The 24403-nt window shown below is 68.8% G+C and carries 18 protein-coding genes; 6 read left to right on the top strand and 12 right to left on the bottom strand.

Translation table 11 applies throughout. The features are described from left to right. Window positions 1–52: 52 nt before the first annotated feature. Together HUA75_RS40020 and HUA75_RS40015 are read right to left on the bottom strand one after the other, a co-directional pair. Window positions 53–808, bottom strand: coding sequence for a DUF5953 family protein (locus tag HUA75_RS40020; RefSeq protein WP_174489435.1), 756 nt, complete (start codon window positions 806–808; stop codon window positions 53–55). Between the two features lies 1 nt (window position 809). Further along, window positions 810–1463, bottom strand: a complete 654-nt coding sequence (locus tag HUA75_RS40015; RefSeq protein ID WP_306440938.1) for a DUF6310 domain-containing protein — start codon at window positions 1461–1463, stop codon at window positions 810–812. Window positions 1464–1867: 404 nt separating this feature from the next. On the opposite strand from HUA75_RS40015, the gene HUA75_RS40010 reads away from it, so the two are divergent. After that, complete coding sequence (locus HUA75_RS40010; RefSeq protein ID WP_141648028.1) at window positions 1868–2440, top strand: tRNA-uridine aminocarboxypropyltransferase; 573 nt, start codon at window positions 1868–1870, stop codon at window positions 2438–2440. An 87-nt stretch (window positions 2441–2527) separates the two neighbouring features. Here the strand turns inward: HUA75_RS40010 and HUA75_RS40005 are convergent, their stop codons facing one another. From HUA75_RS40005 to HUA75_RS39960, 10 genes are all read right to left on the bottom strand, one after another. Further along, window positions 2528–3502 carry a tetratricopeptide repeat protein gene (locus HUA75_RS40005; RefSeq protein WP_174489433.1) on the bottom strand — a complete coding sequence of 325 codons (975 nt, stop codon included), beginning with the start codon at window positions 3500–3502 and terminating at the stop codon, window positions 2528–2530. 3 nt (window positions 3503–3505) lie between these two features. After that, complete coding sequence (locus HUA75_RS40000) at window positions 3506–4015, bottom strand: cytochrome c-type biogenesis protein (protein WP_174458640.1); 510 nt, start codon at window positions 4013–4015, stop codon at window positions 3506–3508. Between the two features lie 116 nt (window positions 4016–4131). Next, a complete protein-coding gene (locus tag HUA75_RS39995; protein WP_174478609.1) occupies window positions 4132–5712 on the bottom strand; it encodes a hypothetical protein in 1581 nt (526 codons plus the stop codon). Then, complete coding sequence (locus tag HUA75_RS39990; RefSeq protein WP_174489432.1) at window positions 5709–7808, bottom strand: hypothetical protein; 2100 nt, start codon at window positions 7806–7808, stop codon at window positions 5709–5711. The genes HUA75_RS39995 and HUA75_RS39990 overlap by 4 nt, the downstream gene beginning before the upstream one ends. Before the next feature lie 9 nt (window positions 7809–7817). Next, window positions 7818–8411: a peptidoglycan-binding protein gene (locus tag HUA75_RS39985; RefSeq protein ID WP_174489431.1), complete on the bottom strand. Its 594-nt coding sequence runs from the start codon at window positions 8409–8411 to the stop codon at window positions 7818–7820. Window positions 8412–8657: 246 nt separating this feature from the next. Next, window positions 8658–11798, bottom strand: coding sequence for an efflux RND transporter permease subunit (locus HUA75_RS39980; protein WP_174489430.1), 3141 nt, complete (start codon window positions 11796–11798; stop codon window positions 8658–8660). A 5-nt stretch (window positions 11799–11803) separates the two neighbouring features. Beyond that, window positions 11804–13369 carry an efflux RND transporter periplasmic adaptor subunit gene (locus HUA75_RS39975; protein WP_174489429.1) on the bottom strand — a complete coding sequence of 522 codons (1566 nt, stop codon included), beginning with the start codon at window positions 13367–13369 and terminating at the stop codon, window positions 11804–11806. Beyond that, window positions 13370–13642, bottom strand: a complete 273-nt coding sequence (locus HUA75_RS39970) for a hypothetical protein (protein WP_141643314.1) — start codon at window positions 13640–13642, stop codon at window positions 13370–13372. 154 nt (window positions 13643–13796) lie between these two features. After that, a complete protein-coding gene (locus HUA75_RS39965) occupies window positions 13797–14099 on the bottom strand; it encodes a hypothetical protein (RefSeq protein WP_174489428.1) in 303 nt (100 codons plus the stop codon). Between the two features lie 35 nt (window positions 14100–14134). Beyond that, entirely contained in the window at window positions 14135–14683 is a 549-nt protein-coding gene (locus tag HUA75_RS39960) for a TlpA disulfide reductase family protein (protein ID WP_306440882.1), read from the bottom strand. Window positions 14684–14791: 108 nt separating this feature from the next. On the opposite strand from HUA75_RS39960, the gene HUA75_RS39955 reads away from it, so the two are divergent. The 5 genes from HUA75_RS39955 to HUA75_RS39935 all read left to right on the top strand — a co-directional run bounded on the left by HUA75_RS39955 (window position 14792) and on the right by HUA75_RS39935 (window position 24254). After that, the gene (locus HUA75_RS39955; protein WP_174489427.1) at window positions 14792–16264 is read left to right on the top strand and encodes a serine hydrolase domain-containing protein; all 1473 of its coding nucleotides are present in this window, start codon (window positions 14792–14794) and stop codon (window positions 16262–16264) included. A 50-nt stretch (window positions 16265–16314) separates the two neighbouring features. Further along, window positions 16315–16593 (top strand): hypothetical protein, encoded by a 279-nt coding sequence (locus tag HUA75_RS39950; RefSeq protein WP_174489426.1) that lies wholly within the window; start codon window positions 16315–16317, stop codon window positions 16591–16593. A gap of 201 nt (window positions 16594–16794) precedes the next feature. Beyond that, window positions 16795–20031 (top strand): two-component regulator propeller domain-containing protein, encoded by a 3237-nt coding sequence (locus HUA75_RS39945; protein WP_217446496.1) that lies wholly within the window; start codon window positions 16795–16797, stop codon window positions 20029–20031. Further along, entirely contained in the window at window positions 20009–20668 is a 660-nt protein-coding gene (locus HUA75_RS39940; protein WP_141643310.1) for a response regulator transcription factor, read from the top strand. The genes HUA75_RS39945 and HUA75_RS39940 overlap by 23 nt, the downstream gene beginning before the upstream one ends. A 103-nt stretch (window positions 20669–20771) precedes the next feature. Continuing rightward, window positions 20772–24254, top strand: a complete 3483-nt coding sequence (locus tag HUA75_RS39935) for a hypothetical protein (protein WP_174489425.1) — start codon at window positions 20772–20774, stop codon at window positions 24252–24254. The last annotated feature ends 149 nt before the right edge of the window (window positions 24255–24403 follow it).

Raw genomic sequence — 24403 nt, 5'->3', positions numbered from 1 at the left:
CGCGAATGCAACGGCTCAGCCAGTAACAGCGGGAGAGGATGCGCACTACGGCTCAGGAAGTGGCGCGATCGCCGATCACCGGAAAGCGCTCATAGGCGCGTAGCAGCGCGTCGAGATGCGCGGGGTTGTCGAGATTGAGTGGCTCGTCGGTGAGCTGCACAACCCAGCCGCCCGTCGCGGTGGGCCGCGCCCGTGAAAGCAGCTCCGCGTCACGGGAAGGGTCCGGGAAGCCGATGGTGCGTGCGGCAGCCGCCGACCAATAGTTCAGCCAACCCAGGCGATGGGGAATCTCAGGTGAGCCCATGGCTCCCGGGGACGCGATCACCGGCAGGCCACGGGGAGGCGGGTCCAGGTCGTCTGCCCTATTCCTTGTCTGGCGCGCGATGTCCAGGCTTGCCCTGAATGGTGTGACATGTCCCCAATGCGCGCGTGCGCTTTCCGCCACCGCCGCTAGCACATTCGCGGCCGACACAATCCCTGCTGTGTCTGGGGGCAGATCGGCACGGACCTCGAATTGTGCGTGCCCCCCTGGAGAGAGGCCCGCGGGTATCTCCATCCCCGAAATCATCACAGGGGAACTCTCGTCACCGTTGCACAGGAGCGGGAACCCCCCGTCTTTTGCCTCTTCCTTGAGCCATGCGTCGCGTTGCGGCAATGCGATGGGGCACCCGTCTTCCGAGACCTTCCAATCCAGGCGCAAACCAGGGAATGCACGCTCCATCCCCTGAACCACGGTCACAGGACGGTTGTCGTCACCCATGAGCGCAGGTGCATAGACGATGAGGGTCATTTCTCGCTTGGCTGTCATCTCAGCACCAGTCCATGACGACGATAAAGCCCTTGAGGTCCGGGGCCGCTTCTTCTAACGCTTCCTGATGTGCTTCGCTGCGCACACCCACCCGGAAGTCAAACCGGCAGGCCAGCGCGAGGCCACGCTCAAGCCGCATCTCCGCCACCTGATCCTTGATCACCCGACCTCGGAGAAAGGCGCTGTACGTGTCGAAGTTGTCGGTCTTGACCTCCCAGAGCGTGCGCCTGGCCAATTGCAGGGCGTCGAAATTCTTGCCGTTCACGAACACATCCCATCCAGGGAAGCTGTTGTTCGGAACCTTGTCAGCGCATTGGTTGTGCGGGTCATTGCCGCCACGGTGATTCACCCGTCGAGGCTCACACCTGCGGCTGCGCTCTCCCTCAGGGAGATCAGGCGGTAGGGGCGGTAGCCAGTCCTGCGCCGCTGGCTCCGGTTCAAGCCGTGGTTTCGCCAGGGGCTCCTGTGGCGCGTGCTCCGTGTCGGCCAGGGGCTTCGTCTCAGGAGCGTGGCCCGTTTCATCGGGATAGGGGTGTCGTAGCTCATACGCATCCAACGCCCCCTTGATGGCGACGGCGACGACCACCGCGCCCGTGATGATCACCGCTCCAACCAGAATCTCAGGTGCGGCCAGGATGCAGACGCCCACGCCCATGACGACCGCACCAGCGGAGGCGACAGCGCATCTTCCCGTCGGATCCCTGAACCGGATCCGTTCATGGTCGAGAGAATCAAAGCACCGGTCCACCACCATGGGCCAGGGGAGGTCAGCCTCCTGGACGACGCACCTTCCTCCGTCGCTCCATGGAAGCGTCGCCGCTCGCCGGAGGTTCGCGAGCCTTGGGCTCCGAGCGGAAGTCGCCTCTGGGATGGGGGTGGCGGTAGCGCAGGCTGTGAGAACGAGCAGGAGCGCGCTGCATGTGCGGGAACGCATCGCCACGTCCTTTCAATCAAGTCAGGGCCCCACGGGGCAAAGCTTGCCTGCTCTGGCGTGAACACCCCACCGGAATCAGAACAAGCGCTTCTCTTCCAGGGGCTCGCGGAACAGGATGCAGGAGGATGTCTGTCCCCGTCTTTCGTCGGCCGCGTTGTCAGCGCTGCAACCTCCCGCAGCACCTGTGCCTGTGCGCAGAGATTCCCCAGGTCGCGACGCGCACCCGCATCGTCCTGCTCCAGCACATCGTGGAGACATGGAAGAAGAGCAACACCGGGCGGGTGGCCGCGCTCGCGCTGTCGAACGCGAAGCTGCTCACCTATGGCGCGCCGGATGAGTCCTTCGACACGTCGGTCCTCTCCGAGCCGGGCACCTGGATGCTCTTCCCAGACGGCCCCGCCGCACCGCCGGATGCCCCCGCGCCACGACAGCTCGTGGTGCTGGACGGGAGCTGGTCCCAGGCTCGGCGGATGTCTCAACGCATCCCCGTCCTCCGGACGCTTCCAAGACTCGTCCTCCCTCCACCCGAGTCCGGAATGCTCATGCTCCGCGAGCCCACGCATCCGTCCGGGATGTCCACCCTCGACGCGATAGCCCGCGCGGTGGCGATGCTGGAAGGACCCGAGGCGGCGGCGGCGCTGGAGCGACTGGCCGCGCTGCGAGTTCAGCGCATCGCCGAGTGCGGCACGCTCAACTGACTCCGTCGCACAGGGCCCGTCCACTCACGGACCCGTCTCGACAACTGTGTGGACCACACGGGCTTCCAGAGCGGAAGCCCGGACCCATCACGGAACCGCGGCCACCTCGGAGCGCAGCTGGGCAATCGCGGGCAGGAGCTGCGGAGGCTGCATGTTGCGAGGCACCTCGACGGAGAACCGCTCGAAGTGCTCCAGCGCCTTGAGCTTGTCGTCGCGGCGCAGCGCGAGGCTGCCCAGGAAGATGAGCGCCTCCTGCGCGTCGGGCCACGTGTTGACCAGCTCGGTCAGCTCCGCCTCGGCGCCTTCCATGTCCCCTCGAGTGGCGCGCAGCACGCCCCGGTGCACGCGCAGCTCGACGTGGAACGGGTCCACCGCCAGGCCCTTGGCCGTCACCGTCGCGGCCTCGTCGAACTGCTGACGACGGATCAACTCGTGGCTGAGCATGGACGCGGAGTCCAGGTCGAACGGATTGGCCTCCAGCCGCGCGCGCGCCTCCTCCATCTCCGCGCCTTCCGGCTGCTGCGCGCCCATGCCGCCCTGCTGCGGCGCCTGACCCTGCCCGGGGGCGCCCGGAGGCATGCGGCCGGTGGCCTCCTGCCCGTCGGTGCGCGCCTGCTGCTCGGAGACGAGCAGGTAGCCCAGTCCTCCGAAGAACAGGACGATGCCGGCGCCCCACAGCGCGCCAGACAACTGCGGATTGCGCGCCGACCAGCCGGTGGGCGCGGGCGCCTGCTGCGTCCGGGCGCGCGGCTCCCCACTGGACGCCTTGCGCTTGAGGTGCTCGTCCTTGGCGCGAAAGGCCGCGGCGGCCTCGTGCTCCAGGCGGGACTTCTCCGTGGCGTACTGCTCGGCGGCCAGGTTGTGCTTGTCCGCCTCCAGGGTGCGCAGCTGGTCGATGAGCGACTGCGCGCGCTGGCCCAGGTCGTCGAGCACGCCGTCCTTGGGCTCGGGCGTGGTGAGCGCGCCCTTGCGACGCATGAAGAGCAGCCACGCGGCGGCGGCGATGAAGGCCACGGCGAGGACGATGATACCGGGCAACCAGTTGGTCGGCTGTTGCTGCATGGCTTAGCGCTCCAGCTCCCGGCGCACGGCCTGGAGGTAGGGGTCGGCGTCATCCGCCGCGGAAGGGGTGCCCGGAGTGGGGGCGGAAGGAGTGGCCGGCGTGGCCGCCGTGGCCTGCGGGGGCGGTCCTTGCTGGACCTGTCGCCAGATGACGAACCCGCCCACCATGAGGAGCGCGACGGGGCCCAGCCAGACGAACCAGTTGAAGCCCTCCGCCTTGGGCTCCAGCAGCACCCACTCTCCGTAGCGGGACACGAAGAAGTCGACGACTTCCTGGTCGTTCTTCCCCTCGGAGACCAGCTCGCGGACCATGTCGAGCTGCGCGCGCGCCATGGAGGACGGGCTGTCGGAGATGGAGAGGCCCTGGCACACCGCGCAGCGCAACGTCTTGCCGAGCTGCTGGACGCGGACCTCGAGTTCGGGTGCGAGAGGCTCGCTCGCCGCCTGCTGGGGCGCGAACTGGCCGGTGATGAGGCCGAATGCAAGGGTCAGGGAAAGCAGGGCGGCGGTCATCGGAACTCCCGGGAGCCGTCTCTACCTAGCTCTACCGGGCCCGTGTTGGACAGTGAAACCTGAGCGCCGGACGCCCGCCCCGCCGCCCGGGCTGTAGGTGGGCATCCGTCACGGTGTCAGCGCAGGGGCTCGAAGGAAGGTCCGAGCACGGGGTCCACGGTGAGCACGTACGTGTCCCGGGCCGGGTAGAGCTCGAGCGGCAGGGCCACCGGATGACGGGGCGTTATCGGGCCTCCATTCTTCGTGGAGGAGGTCACCATCCGCCCATCCACCAGCAGGATGGCCCAGAACAGCTCGCCCTTGCTCAGGTCCTCCGGATGGTGCCGGGCGATGGCCGCGCGAGGTACCGCGGGGAGCTCCGCCAAGGCCTTCACCCGAGGGGGCGACTCCAGCCTCCCATCCGCCCGGTAGCGCACCTGCGCGAGCATGGCCCGGCGTGGGTGCTTCAGTGACGCTGCGAGCACCGCGACGTTCAGCCTGCCCGCCGGGTCCATCCACAGCCCGGGCTCCGAGCTGGGAAGCGCTCTGAGCCCAGGCAGGCGGGTGCTGGCGACGCGGGTGAGCCCACCTCCGGCACGGCTGCGCACATGGTGCAGGTCCAGTCCTTCGGCCGTGTCCTCGACGAGCACCACGCTGATGGCGTCTCCCAGGGAGTCGGGCTGGATGGTGGCGCGCGAGGCGATGGGTTTTCCTGGCAGCCGCACGCGCCCCACCTCGCGGCCGGGGGTGACCTCCGTCGAATCGAGGGTGGACTGGAAGCGGAGGAGCCGAAGCTCCCTCCCGCCCGCGGCGATGAAGGGAATGAACAGCTCACCGGCGGCTGTCTGGAGGGGCGGACGCACCAGGGACTCGGGGGGCGCCTCCAGGTCCATGCGAAACGGATGCTCGGTGGTTGCGGGCTCCGCCAGGGCCATCACCGAGGCGCCCTTGCGCCAGACCACCCAGTCGACACACGGCGCGCCCTGTGTGTTGTTGGTCCACGGCGCCAGGGCGTCTCTGGAGCCGGGCTCGACAGGGCCGAGGATGGTCGCGGGACTCCACCGCACGCCCCACTCACTGTCGTCCGTCGCGTCCGCATAGACGCCCGCGACGAGCATCGGCCGGCCCTCAATCTCCTGGAACCACGTGGCGAAGACGCTGCTGCGATACCTGGCCGCCACGTCGAAGCCCAAGGACGCGGGACCCGAGGTCGACGCGACGATCTCGAACTCGACGGGCGTCGACTCCACCGAGAGCGCCGGCTGCTCCAGCCGCGCCTCCAGGCGATAGCGTCCGGGACGGGTGACGGGAAGCCACTCGTGCAGCTCCAGCACGGACTCGAGCGCCTGTCCCACGCCGAGCCTCACGCGCGGGGCGGCGTCGGGGGAGACGGCGTGGTCTGGATTGCGAAGGGTGAACTCGCGCGCGTTGGCGCTGCGGCCCTGGGGATACTCCGGGCCCGTGAGCGTGTACGTGAGCGTGTCATCTGCGTTCCGGAAGGGGTCCGCCAGCTCCACCGGAGATGGGCCCTCGTTGCGCACGGTGACGCGCGGGATGCGGTCCTCGATGGCGGTGAAGCGCTCCTGGGGCAGGTTGATCTGGATGCGCACGGAGGGACCTCCAGTCGGCTTGGAAGGACTCGGGGTGGGGCGAGGGGGCGTGCTCGCGAGCGTCAGCGACACGAGGACCGCGTGGCAGGCCAGGAGAATTGGGCTCATGGCCGGGCGTTCCGACTTCCGATGCTGCTCAGCGCCTGTTTGTTCCAGCCCCGGAGTCGTAGCAGGCACATGCCACAGAACCGTCGTTCCACGGAGAAGTCGTAACCCATCAGACAATCGCTCCCGTCCTGGTCATGCTGTTCAGTCCTCGCGCCGGTGGGCACCCGGTGGACCGGGAAGGGGGCATGGGGAAGGAAGAGCTGATGGCCCACCTCGTGGGCGATGGTCTGCACGAGCGAGTTGGCGCCGCCGTTGTAGTTCCTCGCGGTTCCGCACTGCACGACGGCACAGCGCGCGCGGTCCTGCGAGGGAAACTCCTGGGAGAATCCATTGACGAGACTGCCCCCAGGTTCTGTTTCGAGATTGTAGAGGCCGTTGAATTGCAAGAGCACGATGCCGGGAGTGCCACCGGTGGGCTCGTCGAAGGCCGTGACGAGGATGCTCTTGGCCCAGTCCTTACAGAGACGATGGTACGCGTGTTCCTTGTTGTCCGTGCTCGCGATCTTGCCGGGAACGAGCCAGCGAGAAGCGGTGGCTCGCCCACCTCCGCGCAGCCGCTTCACTTCGTCGAGAAAGTTCGGGTAGGTGCGAAAAGTGAGGGCATGCGGGCCCGCGGCGTATTGGTCCACGAGGGGGTCGATGGCGGCGCGGACCTCCGGGGACAGGGCGGCGACAGCTCGGGCGATGCGTTTGTTGTAGGTGTCCGCGTCCATGATGGTGACGCCACCGCTGCGGTCTTCCAGTCGTAAAAAAGCGCGAGCGAAGCGTTGCTGGACGTCGGCGATGCAGACGCCGGAGACGCTCGGGTGCTTGCGCAGCACGCGCGAGATGTGGACCTCGCGCCAGGACTCGAAGATGCCGGTGCGGGCCTGGATGGCGGCGGGGAGCGGAGCCTCGTCCTCGACGTCCAGCACGACGCCGCCGTCCTTCCGCTTGTCGTAGGCAAGCTGCACCGTCACGCGCCAGGCGTCACCCGCGATGCGTGAGGGCTGGAACACCACACCCGTTCGCCCCGCGAAGGCGCCGCGGGTCCACGGCAGGCTGTACGCCGCCCACTTGCGCTTCGAACACGGCACGACGCGGAAGGGGAACGCTCCGTCCCGGGGCTCGGCCTGCGGGGTGTAACCGGTCTGCCGAGGGAAGACCGTCGCGGAGGGCTGGCCGCGCTTGCCGCCCACGTCGCGGTGCGCGTTGTCTCCCTTGGGGCGTGAGGTCTGGCATTGCCGCGCCAGCGCGTGCTCCAGATAGGCGCGTGCGAGGGGCGAGTGCGGGGTGAGGTCCTCGGACTCGTCTTCCCAATCCCAGAGGAAGCGCACCCTGCCGAGCGCGCGGGGAGCGTCGACGCGACGGTTGCGTGAGTCCTTGAGCCACGCGCGGGCGAAGATGGGGACATCCGGCCCCATGCCCCACGCGCGGCGGTATTGCCGGAAGTCGGTGTCGTCGCCCATCTCCTCGATGCGTGTCTTGAAGAGGTTGCTGACGAGTCGAATCTCCGCCCGCTCTCCGTCGGATGGAAGCCGCCCGAGGGTCGTCGCCACGTCGCGGTCCCTCTGTCGCGTGAGCACGCGGGAGTCACCCAGCTCCAGCTCAATCCCATCCACCAGGACATGGAAGTACGTCCAGGCGACGGGGCACTCCGCGAGGCCCGCGCCCTGGAGCGTCAGCTTGAGCTTGTAGGGCGAGTGCTCCACGGTGACGACGCCGTCGGGAAAGGCCTCGCACGCGGTGACGGTGCCGTCCCAGGGCAGGCGGTGTTCGCCGCCCGTAAGCTCCTCGGCGGTCAGGTCCCGGGTCCACAGGGGCTTCTTCGCGTGGCGGGTGAACAGCTCCAGGCGACCGACGCGCACGAGGTGGGCGTCATTGGAGAGCCGATAGGTCAGCTCCGCGGGCTCCACTTCGGGCACGAAGTGGAAGTCATCTTCGGGAGCCTCGGTGGTGCGCGTGCGGAGTCCCGGGCGATGGAAGCGGGAGGTCGCGCCGCCGGGGATGGAGAGCCGGAAGTCCGTGACGCCAAAGCTGGCGAGACGAAGCCGGTTGCGATTGCGTCCACTGGGAGGAGTGAGCGCGACATGGGCCGAGAGAGCGAGGCGTGCCATGGCGGGGGCTCACGTGTCGTGACGGCGAATCAGCTCGCGTTGCACGTCCGCGAGCTGACCTGTTTCCGCGAGTCCATGGTTGCGCTGGAAGGCGCGCACCGCGGCGCGAGTGCGGGGCCCGGGAGCGCCGCGCTCGCCTTCGATGAGGAAGCCCAGGTTGTGCAGTCGTTCCTGGGCGGCCGTCATCGCGTCGGCGTCGAAGGTCGCGGGGGATTCGAGGTGCAGCGCCCAGCTCAGCAGGTCGGGTGAGGGCTCCACCGAGGCGTGCGTGTCCATGAAGTCGCTGGCGACGATGGACGGGGGATATCGGGGAGGCTGGCCGGGGCGTGTGGCCACGGGAGGCGGAGGCTCGTCGGGGCCCGGGTCGGGCGGAGGCAGGTGCAACAGCAGCTCACCGGTGGCGAGGCCGGGGACCTCGTGGGAGAGCGAGCCATCGGAGGCTGTCGTGCCGCAGTGCTCGGTGCGTCCCACCCGGAGGACGTACTCACGTCCCGCGTAGGGCTGTTCCCTCGGGTCCAACAGGATGATGTGCAGGCGTCGTTGCTTCAGCGTGAAGGTGCTCGTGTTGCCTGTCCGGATCGGTGCCGTCCTCGGACTGACCATGCCGCGTCCCCCGTGCTTCGACTCGCCCAGGTGCCGTCACCGTGATGCCGTTGACGCCAAAATAAGCGCAGTGCTCCTGAACCCGGAATCGAGTGACAGTGAGGAATCCACAATTCTGTCGGTTGGGTGAAACCCGCCGAACCTGTCAGGTCATGGAGGCGACGCGGTCCTGGCCTGGTGGGTAGGGCGAGTGATCGCTCCTCGACGCGGTCGTGTCCCAGGGGGAGAGGTGCCCGAGCAGGTGGGTCAACCCGCCGCTGATTTGTGAGCGTCGATAGGGGCCTCCGCGGGTGGCGGGGGTGTTTCTTCCCGTGGGTGCGGTGGCCGTTGCCGTCCGGCTCCGAACACGGCGTAGAGGACCGGCAGCACCACCAGGGTGAGCAGGGTGGAGGAGATGACTCCGCCGATGACGACGGTGGCGAGAGGTCGTTGGACCTCCGCTCCCACGCCGGTGTTGAGCGCCATGGGCAGGAACCCGATGGCGGCCACGGCGGCCGTCATCAGCACCGGTCTCAAGCGTGAGAGGGCCGCTTCGCGGAGGGCTTCGCTCAGCGCGAGGCCTTCATCGAGCAGGGCGCGCACGCGTGAGACGAGCACCATGTCTCCCAGCACCGATACGCCGGAGAGGGCGATGAAGCCCACGGCGGCGGAGATGGAGAAGGGCAGACCCCGAAGCAGGAGCGCGAGCACGCCGCCCACCAGGGCGAACGGCACGCCCGCGAAGATGCGCACGGCGTCGAGCACGCGCCGATAGGTGAGGTAGAGCAGGAGGAAGATGAGGGCCAGCGCCAGCGGCACCACGATGAGCAGGCGCGCCTGTGCCCGCTCCAGGTGTTCGAACTGTCCGCCGAAGCGGAGGTAGTAGCCCGAGGGCAGCTCCAACTTTTCGTCCAGGGTGCGGCGCACTTCATCGACGAAGCCGCCGAGGTCCCGGTCGCGCACGTTGGCCTGCACGACGATGCGGCGCTTGCCCCACTCGCGCTGGAGCGTGGTGGGCCCGGACACCTCGCGGATGCGGGCCAACCGCCCCAGCGGCACACGCGCTCCCCCGGGCGCCGTCACCGGTACCGTGGCCAGCTTCGCCGGGTCATCGCGGTACTCCTCGGACAGCCGCACGGCCAGGTCGAAGCGTCGCTCGCCCTCGCGCACCTCGCCCACGCTTCGGGTACCCACTGCCTCCACGATGTCGAGCACCGCGCGGGTGGAGATGCCGTGGCGGGCCACGGCCTCCCGGTCCACCGTCACCTCGAGCACGGGCTGACCCGTGAGCTGCTCCACGGTGACGTCGGCGGCGCCTGGGATGGCCTTGACGAGGCCCTCCAGCTCACGGGCCTTGGCCTTCAGCACGTCCAGGTCGTCCCCGAAGAGCTTGATGCCCACGTCGCCGCGCACGCCGGCGATCATCTCGTTGACCCGCATCTCGATGGGCTGGAGGAACGCCATGCGCATCCCGGGCAGGTCCGCCAGCTCCGCCTTCATCTCCGCGACCAGTTCATCCTGCGTCGTGGCTCGCTTCCAGGTGTCCCGTGGCTGGAGGGTGATGAAGACGTCGGACAGCTCGATGCCCATGGGGTCCGTGGCCACCTCCGCCGTGCCGGTGCGCGTCCACACGCGCCGCACTTCATCGGGGAAGCGGGTGAGGAGCACCTTCTCTATCTGCGTGCCGTAGCGGACGGATTCGGTGAGGGACACCTCGGCCAGTCGCACGGTGTTGATGACGAGCGTGCCTTCGGACAGGCGCGGGACGAACTCGCTGCCGAGCTGCGTGGCGGCGATGAGCGCACCCACGACGAGCAGCCCCGCGCCGACGAGGACAGCCCGGGTGTGACGGAGGGCCCAGTCGAGCACGGGCTGGTAGCGGCGCTTGAGGAAGGTGACGAGGCGCGGCTCGCGGTGCTGTCCCCCGCCGCGCTTCAGGGCGAAGGATGCCAGCACCGGCATCAACGTCATGGAGAGCAGCGCGCTGCCCAGCAGGGCGAAGATGACGGTGAGCGCCATGGGGCGGAACAGCCTCCCCTCCACGCCCTCCAGCGCGAGGATGGGCAGATACACCACCAGGATGATGAGCTCACCGAAGAGGGTGGGCCCGCGCACCTCGACGGCGGCGTCGCGCACGACTTCGAGGAGGGAGCGGCTCCCTCGGGCCTCGGCGAGCCGCCGCTCCGCGTTCTCCACGAGGATGACGGACGAGTCGACGACGAGCCCGAAGTCGATGGCTCCCAAGGACATGAGGGTGCCGGCGATGCCGAATTGCAGCATCGCGTTGAAGGCAAACAGCAGGGACAGGGGAATCGCCGCCGCGACGATGAGGCCCGCGCGCCAGTTGCCCAGGAACAGGAAGAGGACGGCGATGACGAGCAGCGCGCCTTCCAGCAGGTTCGTGCGCACCGTGCGCAGCACATGGTCCACCAGTTCGGTGCGCTCGTAGACGGGCTCCACGGAGAGGTCCTGGGGCAGGGCGCGCTTCACCTCCTCGAGTCGCTGCGCCAGCGCCTTCGTCACCGTGTGGGAGTTCTCTCCCACCAGCATGAAGCCCAGGCCCAGGACGGCCTCTCCTTCGCCATCCGCCGTGGTGGCGCCCCGGCGGATTTCATGGCCCACCTCCACGCGGGCCACATCGCGGATGCGCACGGGCACGCCGTCATGCGCCGCGACGACGACGTCCTCGACGGCCTTGCCGCTCTCCAGGATGCCCACGCCGAGGACGAGGCTCGCCGCGCCTCCGCGCTCCACCACGCCACCGCCCACGTTCGCGTTGTTCTCCTCCAGCGCCCGGTAGACGTCCTGCAGGGAGAGGTTGAACTGTTGCAGGCGGCGCGGCTCCACCACGACGTGCCACTGCTTCTCCTCACCGCCCCAGGCGTTCACCTCGGCGACGCCGGGCACGCTGCGCAGGCGCGGCGCGATGATGCCGTCATGCAGGGTGCGCAGCTCCTCCAGGCTCTTCGTCCGGCTCTTGACGACGTAGTGGAAGACCTCGCCCAGTCCCGTGGCCACCGGCCCCAGCGAGGGGCGCTCGATGCCCGCTGGGACTTCCACGCGGCCGAGCCGCTCGGCCACCTGTTGCCGCGCGAACCACAGGTCCGTGCCGTCGCTGAACTGGAGCGTCACCTGGGACAGGCCGAACTTGGAGATGGACCGCAGCTCGCTGACGCGGGGCAGGCCCGCCAGTGATTGCTCGATGGGGATGGTGAGCTGCCGCTCCACCTCCAGGGGCGTGAGGGCCGGGGCCACGGTGTTGACCTGCACCTGCGTGGGTGTCGTGTCCGGGATGGCGTCGATGGGCAGCTCCCGGAAGGACAAGAGCCCCGAGATGATGAGGGCCAGGGTGCCGACGAGGACGGCTCCGCGATGCGTCAGCGACCAGTCGATGACTCGGGTCAGCATGGTGGCTATTCGCCCTCCGCCGTCTCGCAGCAGCCCGCGCCGATGGACTCCTTGAGGATCTCCGTCTTGAGGAGGAATGCGCCCGTGGTGACGACCTCCTGACCCTCGGAGAGTCCCTTCACCACCTCCACGGCCTCGCGAGTCCCGGCGCCCAGCTCCACCACGACGGGCTCGTAGAGTCCCGCGTCCTTCTTCACGAAGACGAGCGTGCGGCCCTCGGCGCGCTGGATGGCCGCGCGAGGGACGAGCAGGGCCTGATGTTCGGCGGCGACCTGCACGCGGGCTCGAAGAAAGAGGCCCGCCTTGAGGGCGCCCTCGGGGTTGGGCAGCTCCACGCGAGCGCGCACGGTGCGAGTGGTCGGGTCCACGGAGGCCCCTACGCGGGTGAGGGTGGCTTCGCGGGTTTCGCCCGGCATGCTCTCGAACGAGAGGGTGACGGGCTGTCCCGCGCGCACCACGCTGGCGTCCGCCTCGGGCACTTCCAGCAAGGCCCACAGGGTGCTCAGGTCGGCGATTTGAAGGAGCGTCTGTCCCGCGCCCACCTGTCTGCCGGGGACCGCGTCACGGCTCACCACCGTGCCGGCGAATGGAGCTGTCAGCGTGTACGTCCCCTGCTGGCTGTTGGCGGAGGCGCCCGCGGCCGTCAGGGAGGCGCGGGCGGCGTCGCGCTCCGCCTCGGCCGCGACCACATCCGCCTGGGCCTGTTCAAGGCTCTTGCGCGCGCTGATGCCACTGTCGACGAGTGACTGTTGGCGCGCAAGCGCGGCACGCGAGGCTTCCACGCGCGCCTGGGCCGAGGAGAGCCGACCCTGGTCCGCGCCCACCGCACCGGACGTCACCACCACGAGGGCCTGTCCGGCCTTCACCTCGTCGCCGACGTCGGCTCGGACTTCGACGATGAGCGCTTCGCCGCGAGTCGAGAGCTGGGCCCGGCGGTTGTTGTTGAAGTCGAGCTGACCAACGACCTCCAACGTGCGGGCAAAGGGCCGCTTCTCCACGCGCCGGGTCTGAATGCCCGCCTCTCGCGCGGTCTCCGCCGAGGCGAGGCGAACGCGCGTGCCCGGCTCGGGGAAGGCGGGTGGCTCCGCGCCGGCGGCCTTCACGAGCTCCGGGTGGCAGTACGGACAGACGGACTCTGGGAAGCCGTGCTCCCGGCAGTAGTCACCGGCCTCGATGAACTTCGCGACGAGGGCTGGATGGCACTTCGTACACTTCGACTCGGGGACCGCGTGCTCCTTGCACCAGTCCTTCGGCGCGGTGGCCTGCGCGGTGAAGGTGAGGCTTGGGTTGCATTGGAAGCACTGTGACTCGGGCACTCCGTGTTCCGCGCACCAGTCGTCTTGTGCCTTGAAGACGTCGATGAGGTCCGGGTTGCATTGGGTGCACAGCTCCGCGGGCACCTTGTGTTCACACAGGGGGATGGGCTGGGCGGGCCCGGAGGTGCCTCCCGCGACGGCCGACGACGCGGCGCGCTTCTCCGCCTCGGCGGGCTTGGATTCCTTGGAGCAGCTCGCCGCGCTCAAGCAGAGCAGGGCGCACAGCATCACCGGACCGACGCGGGAGGCAGGCATCTACTTCACGCCCTTCTTGGCGAGGTCGGGGTGGCAGAGGGAGCACTGGGACTCGGGCCGCTCGTGCTCCGCGCACCAGTCGCCCTTGGCCTTGAAGACGGCGGCGAGCTTCGGGTTGCAGCGCGTACACAGGGACTTCTGCACGCCGTGCTCACACTTGGGCTTCTCGGCTTCGGCGGACTGGGACTTCTCGGGGGCCTTGGGCGCTTCGGCCAGGGCAGGGGAGACGGTGAACAGCGCGATGAGCACGGACAGGGTACGCAGAGAACGCATGAGGAGGCTCCAGCCGGGGCGGTCGCCCACGGCGGTGAATTCCCGCGCGACCAGGCGCGGGGACGTTGGACAAGGCTTCAGGCGACGAGGACGCGCATGCACGCGCACGCCCGGTGGGCATGCGGAGGGCACACGTCTCCCGTGAAGGGAGGCGTCAGGCTCTAGGCGGCTGGAAGATGTCGTCGGCCTGCCCGGAGAGGACCGGCTCGTCCACGCGGCCCGGCACGGGCGGCGGAGTGGGCGCATCCGCGAGGTTCTCCAGGACGGGAACCGGCGCGGGAGTGGCCCTCAGTGGGCAGCAGGGGCATAGGACGCAGCTGGGAGCGCAGTCGGTGCACTCGTCGTCTTCTTCCTCCGCGCAGTCGGCGTGCGTGTCCGAAGCGAAGGCCAGCGTCTGAAAGACGCCGCCCGTCATCAGGACGAGGAGCACGGCCAGGAATCGCAGGAGGAACCGCATCCACCCACTGGCTTAGCCAGGACGAAGGGTCGGAGTCAATTCGCCGAGCCGGCGGCCCGACTCTCCGGAGGGACGGTCAACTTCTCCAGGAGGCGTCGCATGGCCCGCGAGTCCCAGTCACGAGGGCCTGGGAAACGGGCGACCAGCCTGCCATCGACCACGAGGAGGCTGGTCGGGAGCAGCTCCACGCCGAAGGCATGGGCGACCTGCTTGCCCACGTCCAGGCGCAGGCGAAACTCGGGGGGAGGAGGGCCCTCGAAGTACGACTCCACGTCCGCGAGGTCCGTGTCGTGGCTGAGGACGATGACCTGGAGTCCCTCGGGAGGCGATTCGGCCAGGGAACGCAGCTGGGGTGTCTCCCTGCGGCAGGGAGGGCACCACGACGCCCAGAACACCACCAGCAACGCGCGCGAGTCCGGTGCATCCGCGATGATCGGCGCGGGGCCTTCTATCCGGACGTAGCTGGGCGGAGGGTCACTCCGGCAGGCCCAGGTCATGGCGAGCAGGCCGAGCGCCAGGGCGTGCCAGGGGTGATGGATGCGCATCAGGCCCTGAAGGTAGCGCGGGCCCCTGGCCCATGCCATGCCCGCACGCAATCGAAGGGGTCTTCGTTCGTGCATGGGAAGTGGTTGTGGGCCTGAACCGGTGGATATGGCGGGTTCTGGCTGTTCTACGTGTCGCGGGAGTCCTGAATGAAGCGCGGTTGGATGGATGTGGGTGTTGTCGCGGGACTGGCGCTGTTGCTCGTGGTGTCACCGGCTGCCGCGGCGAGCCGGAAGGACGCGATTGATCGCCTGACGGCGAAGTACACCGAGCTGAAGCAGTTCAATGGTGCGCTGCTGGTCGCCGACGAGAAGGGCATCATCCTCAAGAAGGGGTATGGCCCGGCGAACTTCGAGTGGCAGATCCCGGTAACGCCGGACACGAAGTTCCGCATCGGCTCCATCACCAAGCAGTTCACCGCCGTGCTCATCCTGAAGCTCGTGGAAGAGGGCAAGGTGGGGCTCGAGGACCCCATCACGAAGCACCTGCCGGACTACCGCCAGGACACGGGCGCGCGCGTCACGGTGACGCACCTGCTGAACCACACGTCGGGCATCCCCAGCTACACGTCGCGGCCGGACTTCAGTGCGAAGTTTGCTCGCAATCCGTACAAGGTTGCCGACTTCGTGAAGCAGTTCGCCAGCGGCGACCTGGAGTTCGAGCCGGGGTCGAAGTACTCGTACAACAACTCGGGTTACTTCCTCCTGGGCGCCATCATCGAGAAGGTGACGGGCAAGACCTATGCGCAGGTGCTGCGCGAGCGGATCTTCGAGCCGGTGGGGATGAAGAACACGGGCTTCGACGTGTCGGCGACGGTGCTGGCGAAGCGCGCGAGCGGCTACGAGCGCAACCCGGGCGGCTTCGTGAACGCGGCATACATCGACATGGGACTGCCCTATGCCGCCGGGTCGATGTACTCGACGGTGGAGGATCTCTACCTGTGGGACCGCGCGCTCTACGGGGACAAGGTGCTGCCGGCGGCGCTGAAGCAGAAGATGTTCACCCCGGGGCTGGACGACTACGGCTTCGGCTGGAACGTGGCCCCGACCCAACTGGATGACGGGAAGACGAAGGTCGCGACCACGAGCCACGGTGGAGGCATCCACGGCTTCAGCTCGTTTCTGGTGCGCGTGCCGGAAAAGAAGGAAGTCGTCATCGTTTTGAGCAACGTGGGGCGCGGGGTGAGGGCGCGCAGCGTGGCGGTGGGAGCCCTGAGCATCCTGCACGGCGTCACGCCCCAGACTCCGCTGAAGCCGATGGGTGAAGTGGTGTGGGAGGTGCTCGACAAGGGGACCGCCTCGGACGCCATCGCGCGGTACAAGACGGTCAAGGAGAAGAAGCCCACCGAGTACTTCCTCGGTCCGGGAGAGCTCAACACCGTCGGCTATCAGCTGTTGTCGGCCGGGCGCATGCCGGAGGCCATCGAGATCTTCAAGTTCAACGTGGAGCAGTTCCCGCAGGATGGGAACGTCCATGACAGCCTGGGCGAAGCGTATCTGGCCAACGGCGACAAGGCCCTGGCCGCGTCGAGCTATCGCCGGTCGCTGGAGTTGGATCCGACCAACACGAACGCGGAGAAGGTTCTCAAGGAGATCGAGAAGCCCGCGGCGAAGACGCCCTGACGTAGCGACTCCCGCGGGGCTTGGGCTCCGCGGGAGTATGTTTCCCGCTCATGAGCGACCCGGTTCTCTACCGCCCCTTCGACATCGTCCAACGCCTGGGGACAGAGAAGGCCGTCATCTACCGTTGCATTGAAGTGCTTCCCGGACGCGGCTTCATGGTCCAGAGCGCCGACAGGGTCTGGTTGCCCGTGGACCGAGAGATGCTCCGGGGCCACGAGCAGCGCTTCTGGGAGTTGCTCTGTGAAGAGGCGCCCGAGGTGAGGCGCAGACTGTTCGCGACGGTTGAGCAAGCCATCGCTTCATTCGACGCCGACTTCAACGAGGACTGAGCGGGCACCCAGGCGTCGGCTACGGTCACTGCGCTTCTCGCCGTCATAGGAATGCCGGCGGGCAGCTCGTCGTTCACTCGCCCCTGTGGTGTGTTTTCCGTGAGGCGAGACGGTTGGCGAGCCAGCCAGCGGGCAGGACGCGTCGCGCGAGTGACGCCGCGTTCGCCCACGGCCTTTCGGCTCCAGTGGTATGAGCCCGGGATGCGCGCCGCGCGTGCCGCCTCGTGGTCTCGGTTTCTGGTTGTTCTCTTGTTGCTGGGGTTGAGCGCTGGCGTCGCGTCAGCCGCCCCGGCGCTCGAGTTGGTGCAGGTGGGAGGCGCCCGCCCCTTCGAGGCCGAGTACATCACCGAGGTGATGTACGACCGCGTGGGGCTGCTCTGGATTGGCACCCGCGAAGGGCTCTACCTCCACGACGGTCAGCGCTTTCGCAAGTTCCAGTACGAGCTCGGCAACCCCGCCTCCCTGGCGAGCAACGCGGTGCGGACCCTGTTCGAGGACCGTCTCGGTCGCTTGTGGGTCGGCACCATGACGGGCGGGCTGAGCCTGGTCGATCGGGCACGCTGGACGTTCAAGCACTTCCGCCACGACTCCTCGGACGTCACGAGCCTTCCCCACGACGGCGTGTTCGCGCTCGCGGACGCGGATGACGACCAACTGTGGGTGGGGACGAGCGCGGGCCTGGCGTTGCTGGACCCCTCGACCGGGCGAGCGATGCGCGTGCCGCTCGTACCGGGAGGCGGCGAGGAGTTCGTGATGGCGCTGCGTCACGACCGCGCTGGCGCGCTCTGGGTGGGCACGCTCAAGGGTGGCTTGTTCCGGCTGGATCCGGGAACCCACGCCTTCGAGCACGTCTCTCCAGACGAGGGAGGCCCCGACGCGAGAGATGTCTTCAGCCTCGCCCCGGACCTGGGCGGAGGAATGTGGGTGGGGACGCGCGCGGGGCTCTATCGGATCGTGCCGGGCGAGCAGGTCCTTCGCCGCGCCAGGCTCACGCCGTCCGACGTCGTGGACAAGCTGCGCACCGTCACCGAGCTCGAGCCCGATGGGCGAGGGACGCTGTGGGTCGGTTCCTTCGGCTCGGGCCTGTTTCGGGTGGACACCGTGACCGGGGTGGTGAGCGAGGAGCGGCTTCCTTCGGCGGGGCCCGGCTACGAGCAGCGTATCGACGAGGGTTCGCTCGCCGTGGGCGCGAGCGGAGACCTGTTCATCGGCACGTTTGGAATGGGCCTGTTCCATGCGCCGCTGCGGTCCGACGTCTTCCAGACGCTGCGGGCGAGGGGTGGGGACAGGACCTCCGGGCTGACGAACGAGGACGTATGGGCGGTGACTCCCGAAGACGAGGGCCACCTGCTGGTGGGCAGCTTCGGCGGGGGCGTGGACCGCGTGGATGTGCGCACCGGTCAGGCCGAGCCTCTGCGCGTGCCCGTTCCCGAGGGTGCGGATGCGCGCGGTGTGCTGAGCCTGCTGCGCACGAGGGAGGGCATGTTGTGGGCGGGCTTCACGCAGGGCTCGTACCGCTTCGAGCCCGGGACGGGCCGGTTGAAGATGTACCGCAGTCGCCTGGACACCGGCGCGGGTGACAATCCTCGCTACGTCACCGCGCTGCTGGAGGACTCGCGCGGGCGGGTATGGCTGGGCAGTGGTGGAGACGGGCTGCAGCGCTATCGCCCGGAGACCGACGACTTCCAGGCCTTCCGGCACGGAGCGGACGCGCCGCGCTCGCTGTCCGACGACTATGTGACGGCGTTGATGGAGGACCGGCGTGGGCGCTTCTGGGTGGGCACGCGCTCGGGCGGGCTCAATGTCTGTACGGCGGGAGAGGACACGCTCGACTGCACCCGGCTGGGCGCGAGCTCGGTGCCGCGCCTGAGCCACTTCTACGTGAGCACGTTGATGGAAGACCCGACAGGGGCGGTCTGGGTGGGAACGGTGGGCGGTGGGTTGCAGCGCGTCTCCCTCGACGAGGCGGGCGTGCCCGTGGACGTGGCGTTGTGGACCAGCGCCGAGGGGCTCATCGACGACAACGTGATGGCGCTGGCGCGTGCCCCGGATGGCGCGCTCTGGGTGAGCACCCGCGCGGGACTCTCCCGCCTCGAGGTGCACACCCAGGCGTTCGAGAACTACGCCGCGTCGGATGGACTGCCCACGGGGGTGTTCAACCCAGAGGCGGTGGCCCTGCTGGGAGGACGGCTCTACTGGGGAAGCTCCAAGGGACTCGTGGACCTGGACCCCACGGTGCGTCCGCCGCGAGAGCCGCCGCCGCCCCTGGTGCTCACCTCCATCGAGGGGCTGGAGCGCGACGCCCTGCCAGACAAGCCCGTGTGGGAGCTGTCCCGCCTGGACGTGCCGTGGCATCAGCCGTTCTCGCTCGAGTTCTCGTTGCTCGACTACGGACGCAGCGGCACGGAGTACGCGTACCGCTTCACCTCCGACGAGCCCTGGCTTCCGCTGGGCACTCGGAACCAGATTTCCTTTCACTCGCTCCCGCCGGGGGAGCACTCCCTGCAACTGCGCGCGCGCAGTCCGGGGCGTGAGTGGGTCCGGATGCGCCCCTTCGTCCTGCGCGTCGCCCCGCCCCTCTGGCAGCGCACCGACGTGCGCTTCGGCACGCTCGCGGTGGTCCTCATCCTCTTGGTGGCGGGGCTCGCGTGGCGCACCCGCCTGCTGGGCCGGCGCAACCAGGCGCTGCGCACCTTGCAGGTCGAGCGCGAGCAGGCCCTCGAGGAGGCGCAGACGGGGCGCGACCGGCTTCGTCGCCTGACCATGCGACTGGAGGCGGCGAAGGAAGAGGAGCGCAAGCACCTTGCCCGGGAGCTGCATGACGAGTTCGGCCAGGCGCTCACCGCGGTGAAGCTCAACCTGGGCCTGGTGAGCGCCACGGTCCCCATCACCGGTCCCGCGGCGGTGCGCCTGCCGGACGCCGTCGCGCTCATCGACCGGCTCATCGGCCAGGTGCGCGCGCTGTCGGTGGACCTGCGTCCTCCCCAGCTCGACGAGCTGGGGCTGGTCTCCGCGCTGGAGTGGTACCTGCGCGGGGTGACCCAGCGCAGTGGGGTGGAGCTGGTGTTCACCTCGGCGGCGGCGCCTCCCTCGCTGGGCGCGGGGCGAGACATCGTCGTCTTCCGGGTCATCCAGGAGGCGGTCACCAATGCCTTGCGCCACGCGAAGGCCCGGCGCATCGACGTCAGGCTGGAGTCGGTGGGGCAGCTCATCCGGCTCGAGGTGCGGGACGACGGGAAGGGCTTCGAGGTCGACCAGGTCCTGACGGGCCGTGCACCCGGAAGCTTCGGGGTGTTCGGCATGCAGGAGCGGGTTCGAGACCTCGGAGGACGTTTCGAGGTGACCTCGCGCCCGGGGGAGGGGACGCGGGTGGTGGCGGAAGTGCGACTGGAGGACGACTCCATCGGAGGAACGCATGCGCGTGTTGCTGACGGATGACCACCAGTTGGTGAGGGCGGGGCTTCGCGCGCTGCTCGAAACCTTCGGTGGGGTGACGGTGCTCGCGGAATGCGGCGACGGGCAGGAGGCGCTGGTGTTGACGAACAAGCTCCAGCCGGACGTGCTGCTGCTGGACCTGTCGCTGCCCGGGCTCAATGGCATCGAGGTCGCGCGGCGGGTGCCGAAGCTGAGCCCCTCCACGCGGGTGCTCGTGCTCTCCATGCACACCTCGGCGGAGTACGTGGCGCAGGCGCTGCGCGCGGGCGTGGCGGGCTACCTCGTCAAGGACTCGGCGGTGGAGGAACTCAAGGTGGCGCTGGACTCCGTGTCGCAGGGGCGCACCTACCTGAGCCCCGCCATCTCCCAGACGGTGGTGGCGGGCTTCCTGCGCATCACCGAGGAGACGCCCGCGGCGAATCCGCTGGACCTCCTCACCTCGCGCCAGCGGGAGATCCTCCAGCTCATCGCGGAGGGAAACGGCACGCGTGCCATCGCCGAGCGGCTGGACGTGAGTGTGAAGACAGTGGAGGCACACCGGACGCAGTTGATGGACCGACTGGACATCCATGACGTCCCCTCGCTCGTTCGCCTCGCGGTGCGCCACGGGCTCGTCCCGGGGGAGCCCGTGGGGCCGTAGGGGATTCCTGAGGGACGGCTAGGGGGCTCCCCGATGGTGGGCTCATCCGAGGGTTATTTAGCGTCGCGCCGTGTCCTCGTCCCTCACGGAGCGCCCCCACCGCATGAGTCTCCATCCCCGTCCCCGTCTCTCCAGCGCAGTGCTGGTGGGACTCCTGAGTGTCGTGCTCACCGCTTGCGGTTCGGACCCGAAGTCGCCAGGCGAGCCAGATGCCGGAGGCGGGATAGATGCCGGAGGCGGGACAGATGCCGGAGGCGAGACAGATGCCGGAGGCGAGACACCTGTCAGCCACGCGGTGGGTGGCACCGTCACGGGCCTGCGTGAGGGCGCCCAGGTGGTGCTGCGCAACGGCGAGGATTCGCTGCGGGTGAGCGCCAATGGGGCCTTCGTGTTCGGCCAGAAGGTGGCGGAAGGGAGCGCCTACTCGGTCGTCATCCAGGAGCAGCCGGTGGGCGCCACGTGCACCACGGGCGAGGCGAGCGGCACCGTGGGGGATGCGGACGTCACTCGCGTCCTCGTGAGCTGCGCGGCGAACCTCCACGCGGTGGGAGGCAGCGTGTCCGGTCTGGTCGCGGGCTCCACGCTGGAGCTCCAGAACAACGGAGGGCCTGTGCTCACCGTCACGGAGAGCGGAGCCTTCCGTTTCGCGGAGGAGGTCGCGGACCTCACGGACTACGCGGTGACGGTGAAGACGCAGCCCGAGGGCCACGACTGCATCGTGGAGCACGGCGCGGGCACGCTGAGCGGCTCGGCGGTCACCGATGTGGCGGTCAATTGCACGGCGCGGACCTTCGCCCTGGGCGGCTCGCTGTTCGGCCTGACCCCAGGGAACTCGGTTGTGCTGAGGAACAACGGCGAAGACGCCGTCACCGTGTCCTCCAACGGCCTCTTCACCTTCGCTCGCCCGGTGGCCTTCGGGGCGACGTACGCGGTCACCGTCGAGGCGACCTATCCCGTCACGTGCAGCGTGTCGCGGGGCGAGGGCACCATGGCGGCGCAGGCGGTGACCAACGTCGCCGTCACCTGCAACACCACGCGATACCTGGTGGGCGGAACGGTGTCGGGCATCATCAAGGGAGGCGTGCTCAAGCTGCAGAACGGCGCCGAGTCGCTCCTGATCAACACCAACGGCCCCTTCACCTTCGCGCAGCCCGTGGACGACCTCGCGAGCTATGCGGTGAGCCTCGTTTCCTCGCCCATTGGACATACCTGCGAGATGGTGGGGGGAACGGGCACGCTGAGCGGAGCCAATGTCAGCTCGGTGGTCGTCACCTGTGAGCCGAAGCAGTACCACCTGGGTGGGGCGGTGACGGGCCTCTCCAGCGGTCAGTCGGTGGTGGTGAAGAACAACGGGACGGACGCTGTCACCGTCACGACCAACGGCGCCTTCACCTTCCCGACCGGGGTGCTCTATCGCGGCACCTATGCCGTCACCGCGGAGGCCACCTATCCGCTGAGCTGCATCGTGCCGAATGGCACGGGCACGCAGGGCTCGGCGGACATCACGAATGTGGCGGTCGCGTGCCGCACCCAGGCCTTCGCGGTCGGGGGCACGGTGACAGGATTCGTCGAGGGGATGACGTTCGAGCTGTGGCTCAACGAGAGCGAGGTCCTCACCGTCGGCTCCAACGGTGCCTTCACGTTCACCCGTCCGGTGGCGGACCTGGGGGCCTACGCCGTCGCGGTGAAGACGCAGCCCCCGGGGCAGTCCTGCTCGGTGCAGCAGGGGACGGGCACGGTGGGAGGCTCGAATGTCACCCAGGTGGCTGTCACGTGCAGCCCGGACTCCTTCGCAGTGAAGGGCACGGTGGCGGGGCTCGACGGCTCGCAGTCCGTGGTGCTGCGCAACAACGGAGGGGCGGCACTCACCGTTGCCGTGAATGGTGCCTTCGTCTTCCCGGCGCCGGTGGCGTTTGGTGGCGCCTACTCCGTCTCGGCGGAGATCGCGCCCCCGCTGGGGTGCAGCGTGGCGAAGGGCTTTGGCACCATGGGCGCCGGGGATGTCACTGACGTGACGGTGCTCTGCGGAGGGACGTCATACCCTGTCGGAGGAGTCGTGGCGGGGCTGGCGGCGGGCGCCACGCTCGAACTCCAGAACAACGGCGACGACGTGCTCGCGCTCTCCGCCAACGGTCCGTTCACCTTCACCCGGTCCGTGGTGGACCAGGCCACGTACGCGGTGACGGTGAAGACGCAGCCGGTGGGGCAGCGCTGCTCCGTCCGGTCCGGGGACGGCGCGGTGAATGGAGGTCCGGTCTCCGACCTCGCGGTCTCCTGTGAGGATGTCTACGCGCTGGGGGTTCACGTCGCGGGGTTGACGGGCACGTTGGGGCTGCGCTCCGGAACAGACACCCTCACCGTCGTCGCCGATGGAGAGCACGCCTTCGCGCAAGGGCTGCTCCCCGGTGAGTCGTACTCGGTGCAGGTGAGCCGTCAGCCGCTGGGGCAGACGTGCGAGGTGCTGAGCGGCACGGGCACCATGGGTGATGCGGGCCTCACCGTGGCCGTCTCCTGCGCTCCCAACGTGATGGTGCTTCACGTGGGGGGCGGCGCCTCGGCCCTCAACGCGACCGCCACCGAGGCCTTCCTCGAGGAGTACCGCCCCACGGGGGGCGCTCCGGTGCGGACCCTCCCCATTCCCGCCATGGGCCCTGCTGGCGCGAACCGGCTGACCTTCTCCGGCAGTGACGACTATCAGGGGGCCCTCGCGCTTTCCGGGAACGGCCGCCTGCTCACCTTCGCGGGGTATGACGCGGCGGCGGGAACCGCGAATGTCTCCGGCACGTCCGCGGCGCAGACGTCCCGCGTGGTGGGTCAGGTGGACGTCGCGGGAGCCTTCACCATCGGCGCTCGCCTGAACGATGCCTACGACCTCGACTCGGTGCGCTCGGCCACGACGGTGGATGGCTCCGCGTACTGGCTCGCGGGGCGGGGTGGTGGCATCCGCCACGTCCTGGCGGGCGCGAACCCCAGGGCATCGACCGTCCTCTCCAACGGGGTGAATGACTGCCGTGTCGTGAATGTCTTCGACGGGCGTGTCTACTTCACGCTCGGCATCGCGCCGGTCCCGAACCCGCAGGGCTACCGTCAGGGCGTGCACGCGTTCCCTTCCGCGCTCCCCACCGTGATGGAGACCCCGGTTCAACTGCCCTCGTTCGCCATCACGCTCACGACCTCCGGCTTCGCGCTGCTCGACCTGGACCCCGAGGTGGAGGGAGTGGACACGGCCTACGTCTCCATCAACATCAGCCTCCCTGCCTCGCAGGGTGGAACGCCGGACACGTTGCGCCTGGAGAAATGGACCTTCGACGGAGTGGCCTGGAGCAAGAAGGACTCCTTCGTGCCCACCTTCGCCGTCGCGGGGACGACGACCAACCGCATGGCAGCCCATGGTGTCTCCGCGACGAAGACTCCCTCGGGCGTGAGGGTCTACGTCACCACCTACCTGAGCAGCTCGGGTGGCGCGGGCAACATGGTGGTCACCTTCCTGGACGACGGGAGCACGGTGACTCCCTCGGTGACCGTGCTGGCGACGGCCCCGGCCAACACCGCCTTCCGTGGCGTGAGCGCCAGTCCGCGCCCCTGAGCCGTGCGCGGCGCCACGCGCCCCTAGGGGATTCCTGAGGGACTCCTAGGGGCGCCCCCGATGGTTCGCGGTTCCCTCCTTCTTCACAGTCACCATTCCCCATCCCCGGTCCTCGCGTGTCGGATGCGCGGCGCCGTGCAGAGAGGTCG

This window comes from Myxococcus sp. CA040A, from assembly GCF_013336725.1.
In the GTDB taxonomy this organism is placed as follows: domain Bacteria; phylum Myxococcota; class Myxococcia; order Myxococcales; family Myxococcaceae; genus Myxococcus; species Myxococcus llanfairpwllgwyngyllgogerychwyrndrobwllllantysiliogogogochensis.
This window is presented reverse-complemented; position numbering and strand designations above follow the sequence as displayed.

What these genes read in the sequence shown, in the direction of transcription:
- HUA75_RS40020 (WP_174489435.1), bottom strand. Translation starts at nt 808, where the DNA reads ATGACAGCCAAGCGAGAAATGACCCTCATCGTCTATGCACCTGCGCTC.
- HUA75_RS40015 (WP_306440938.1), bottom strand. Translation starts at nt 1,463, where the DNA reads ATGGGCGTGGGCGTCTGCATCCTGGCCGCACCTGAGATTCTGGTTGGA.
- HUA75_RS40010 (WP_141648028.1), top strand. Translation starts at nt 1,868, where the DNA reads ATGTCTGTCCCCGTCTTTCGTCGGCCGCGTTGTCAGCGCTGCAACCTC.
- HUA75_RS40005 (WP_174489433.1), bottom strand. Translation starts at nt 3,502, where the DNA reads ATGCAGCAACAGCCGACCAACTGGTTGCCCGGTATCATCGTCCTCGCC.
- HUA75_RS40000 (WP_174458640.1), bottom strand. Translation starts at nt 4,015, where the DNA reads ATGACCGCCGCCCTGCTTTCCCTGACCCTTGCATTCGGCCTCATCACC.
- HUA75_RS39995 (WP_174478609.1), bottom strand. Translation starts at nt 5,712, where the DNA reads ATGAGCCCAATTCTCCTGGCCTGCCACGCGGTCCTCGTGTCGCTGACG.
- HUA75_RS39990 (WP_174489432.1), bottom strand. Translation starts at nt 7,808, where the DNA reads ATGGCACGCCTCGCTCTCTCGGCCCATGTCGCGCTCACTCCTCCCAGT.
- HUA75_RS39985 (WP_174489431.1), bottom strand. Translation starts at nt 8,411, where the DNA reads ATGGTCAGTCCGAGGACGGCACCGATCCGGACAGGCAACACGAGCACC.
- HUA75_RS39980 (WP_174489430.1), bottom strand. Translation starts at nt 11,798, where the DNA reads ATGCTGACCCGAGTCATCGACTGGTCGCTGACGCATCGCGGAGCCGTC.
- HUA75_RS39975 (WP_174489429.1), bottom strand. Translation starts at nt 13,369, where the DNA reads ATGCCTGCCTCCCGCGTCGGTCCGGTGATGCTGTGCGCCCTGCTCTGC.
- HUA75_RS39970 (WP_141643314.1), bottom strand. Translation starts at nt 13,642, where the DNA reads ATGCGTTCTCTGCGTACCCTGTCCGTGCTCATCGCGCTGTTCACCGTC.
- HUA75_RS39965 (WP_174489428.1), bottom strand. Translation starts at nt 14,099, where the DNA reads ATGCGGTTCCTCCTGCGATTCCTGGCCGTGCTCCTCGTCCTGATGACG.
- HUA75_RS39960 (WP_306440882.1), bottom strand. Translation starts at nt 14,683, where the DNA reads ATGGCATGGGCCAGGGGCCCGCGCTACCTTCAGGGCCTGATGCGCATC.
- HUA75_RS39955 (WP_174489427.1), top strand. Translation starts at nt 14,792, where the DNA reads ATGAAGCGCGGTTGGATGGATGTGGGTGTTGTCGCGGGACTGGCGCTG.
- HUA75_RS39950 (WP_174489426.1), top strand. Translation starts at nt 16,315, where the DNA reads ATGAGCGACCCGGTTCTCTACCGCCCCTTCGACATCGTCCAACGCCTG.
- HUA75_RS39945 (WP_217446496.1), top strand. Translation starts at nt 16,795, where the DNA reads ATGCGCGCCGCGCGTGCCGCCTCGTGGTCTCGGTTTCTGGTTGTTCTC.
- HUA75_RS39940 (WP_141643310.1), top strand. Translation starts at nt 20,009, where the DNA reads ATGCGCGTGTTGCTGACGGATGACCACCAGTTGGTGAGGGCGGGGCTT.
- HUA75_RS39935 (WP_174489425.1), top strand. Translation starts at nt 20,772, where the DNA reads ATGAGTCTCCATCCCCGTCCCCGTCTCTCCAGCGCAGTGCTGGTGGGA.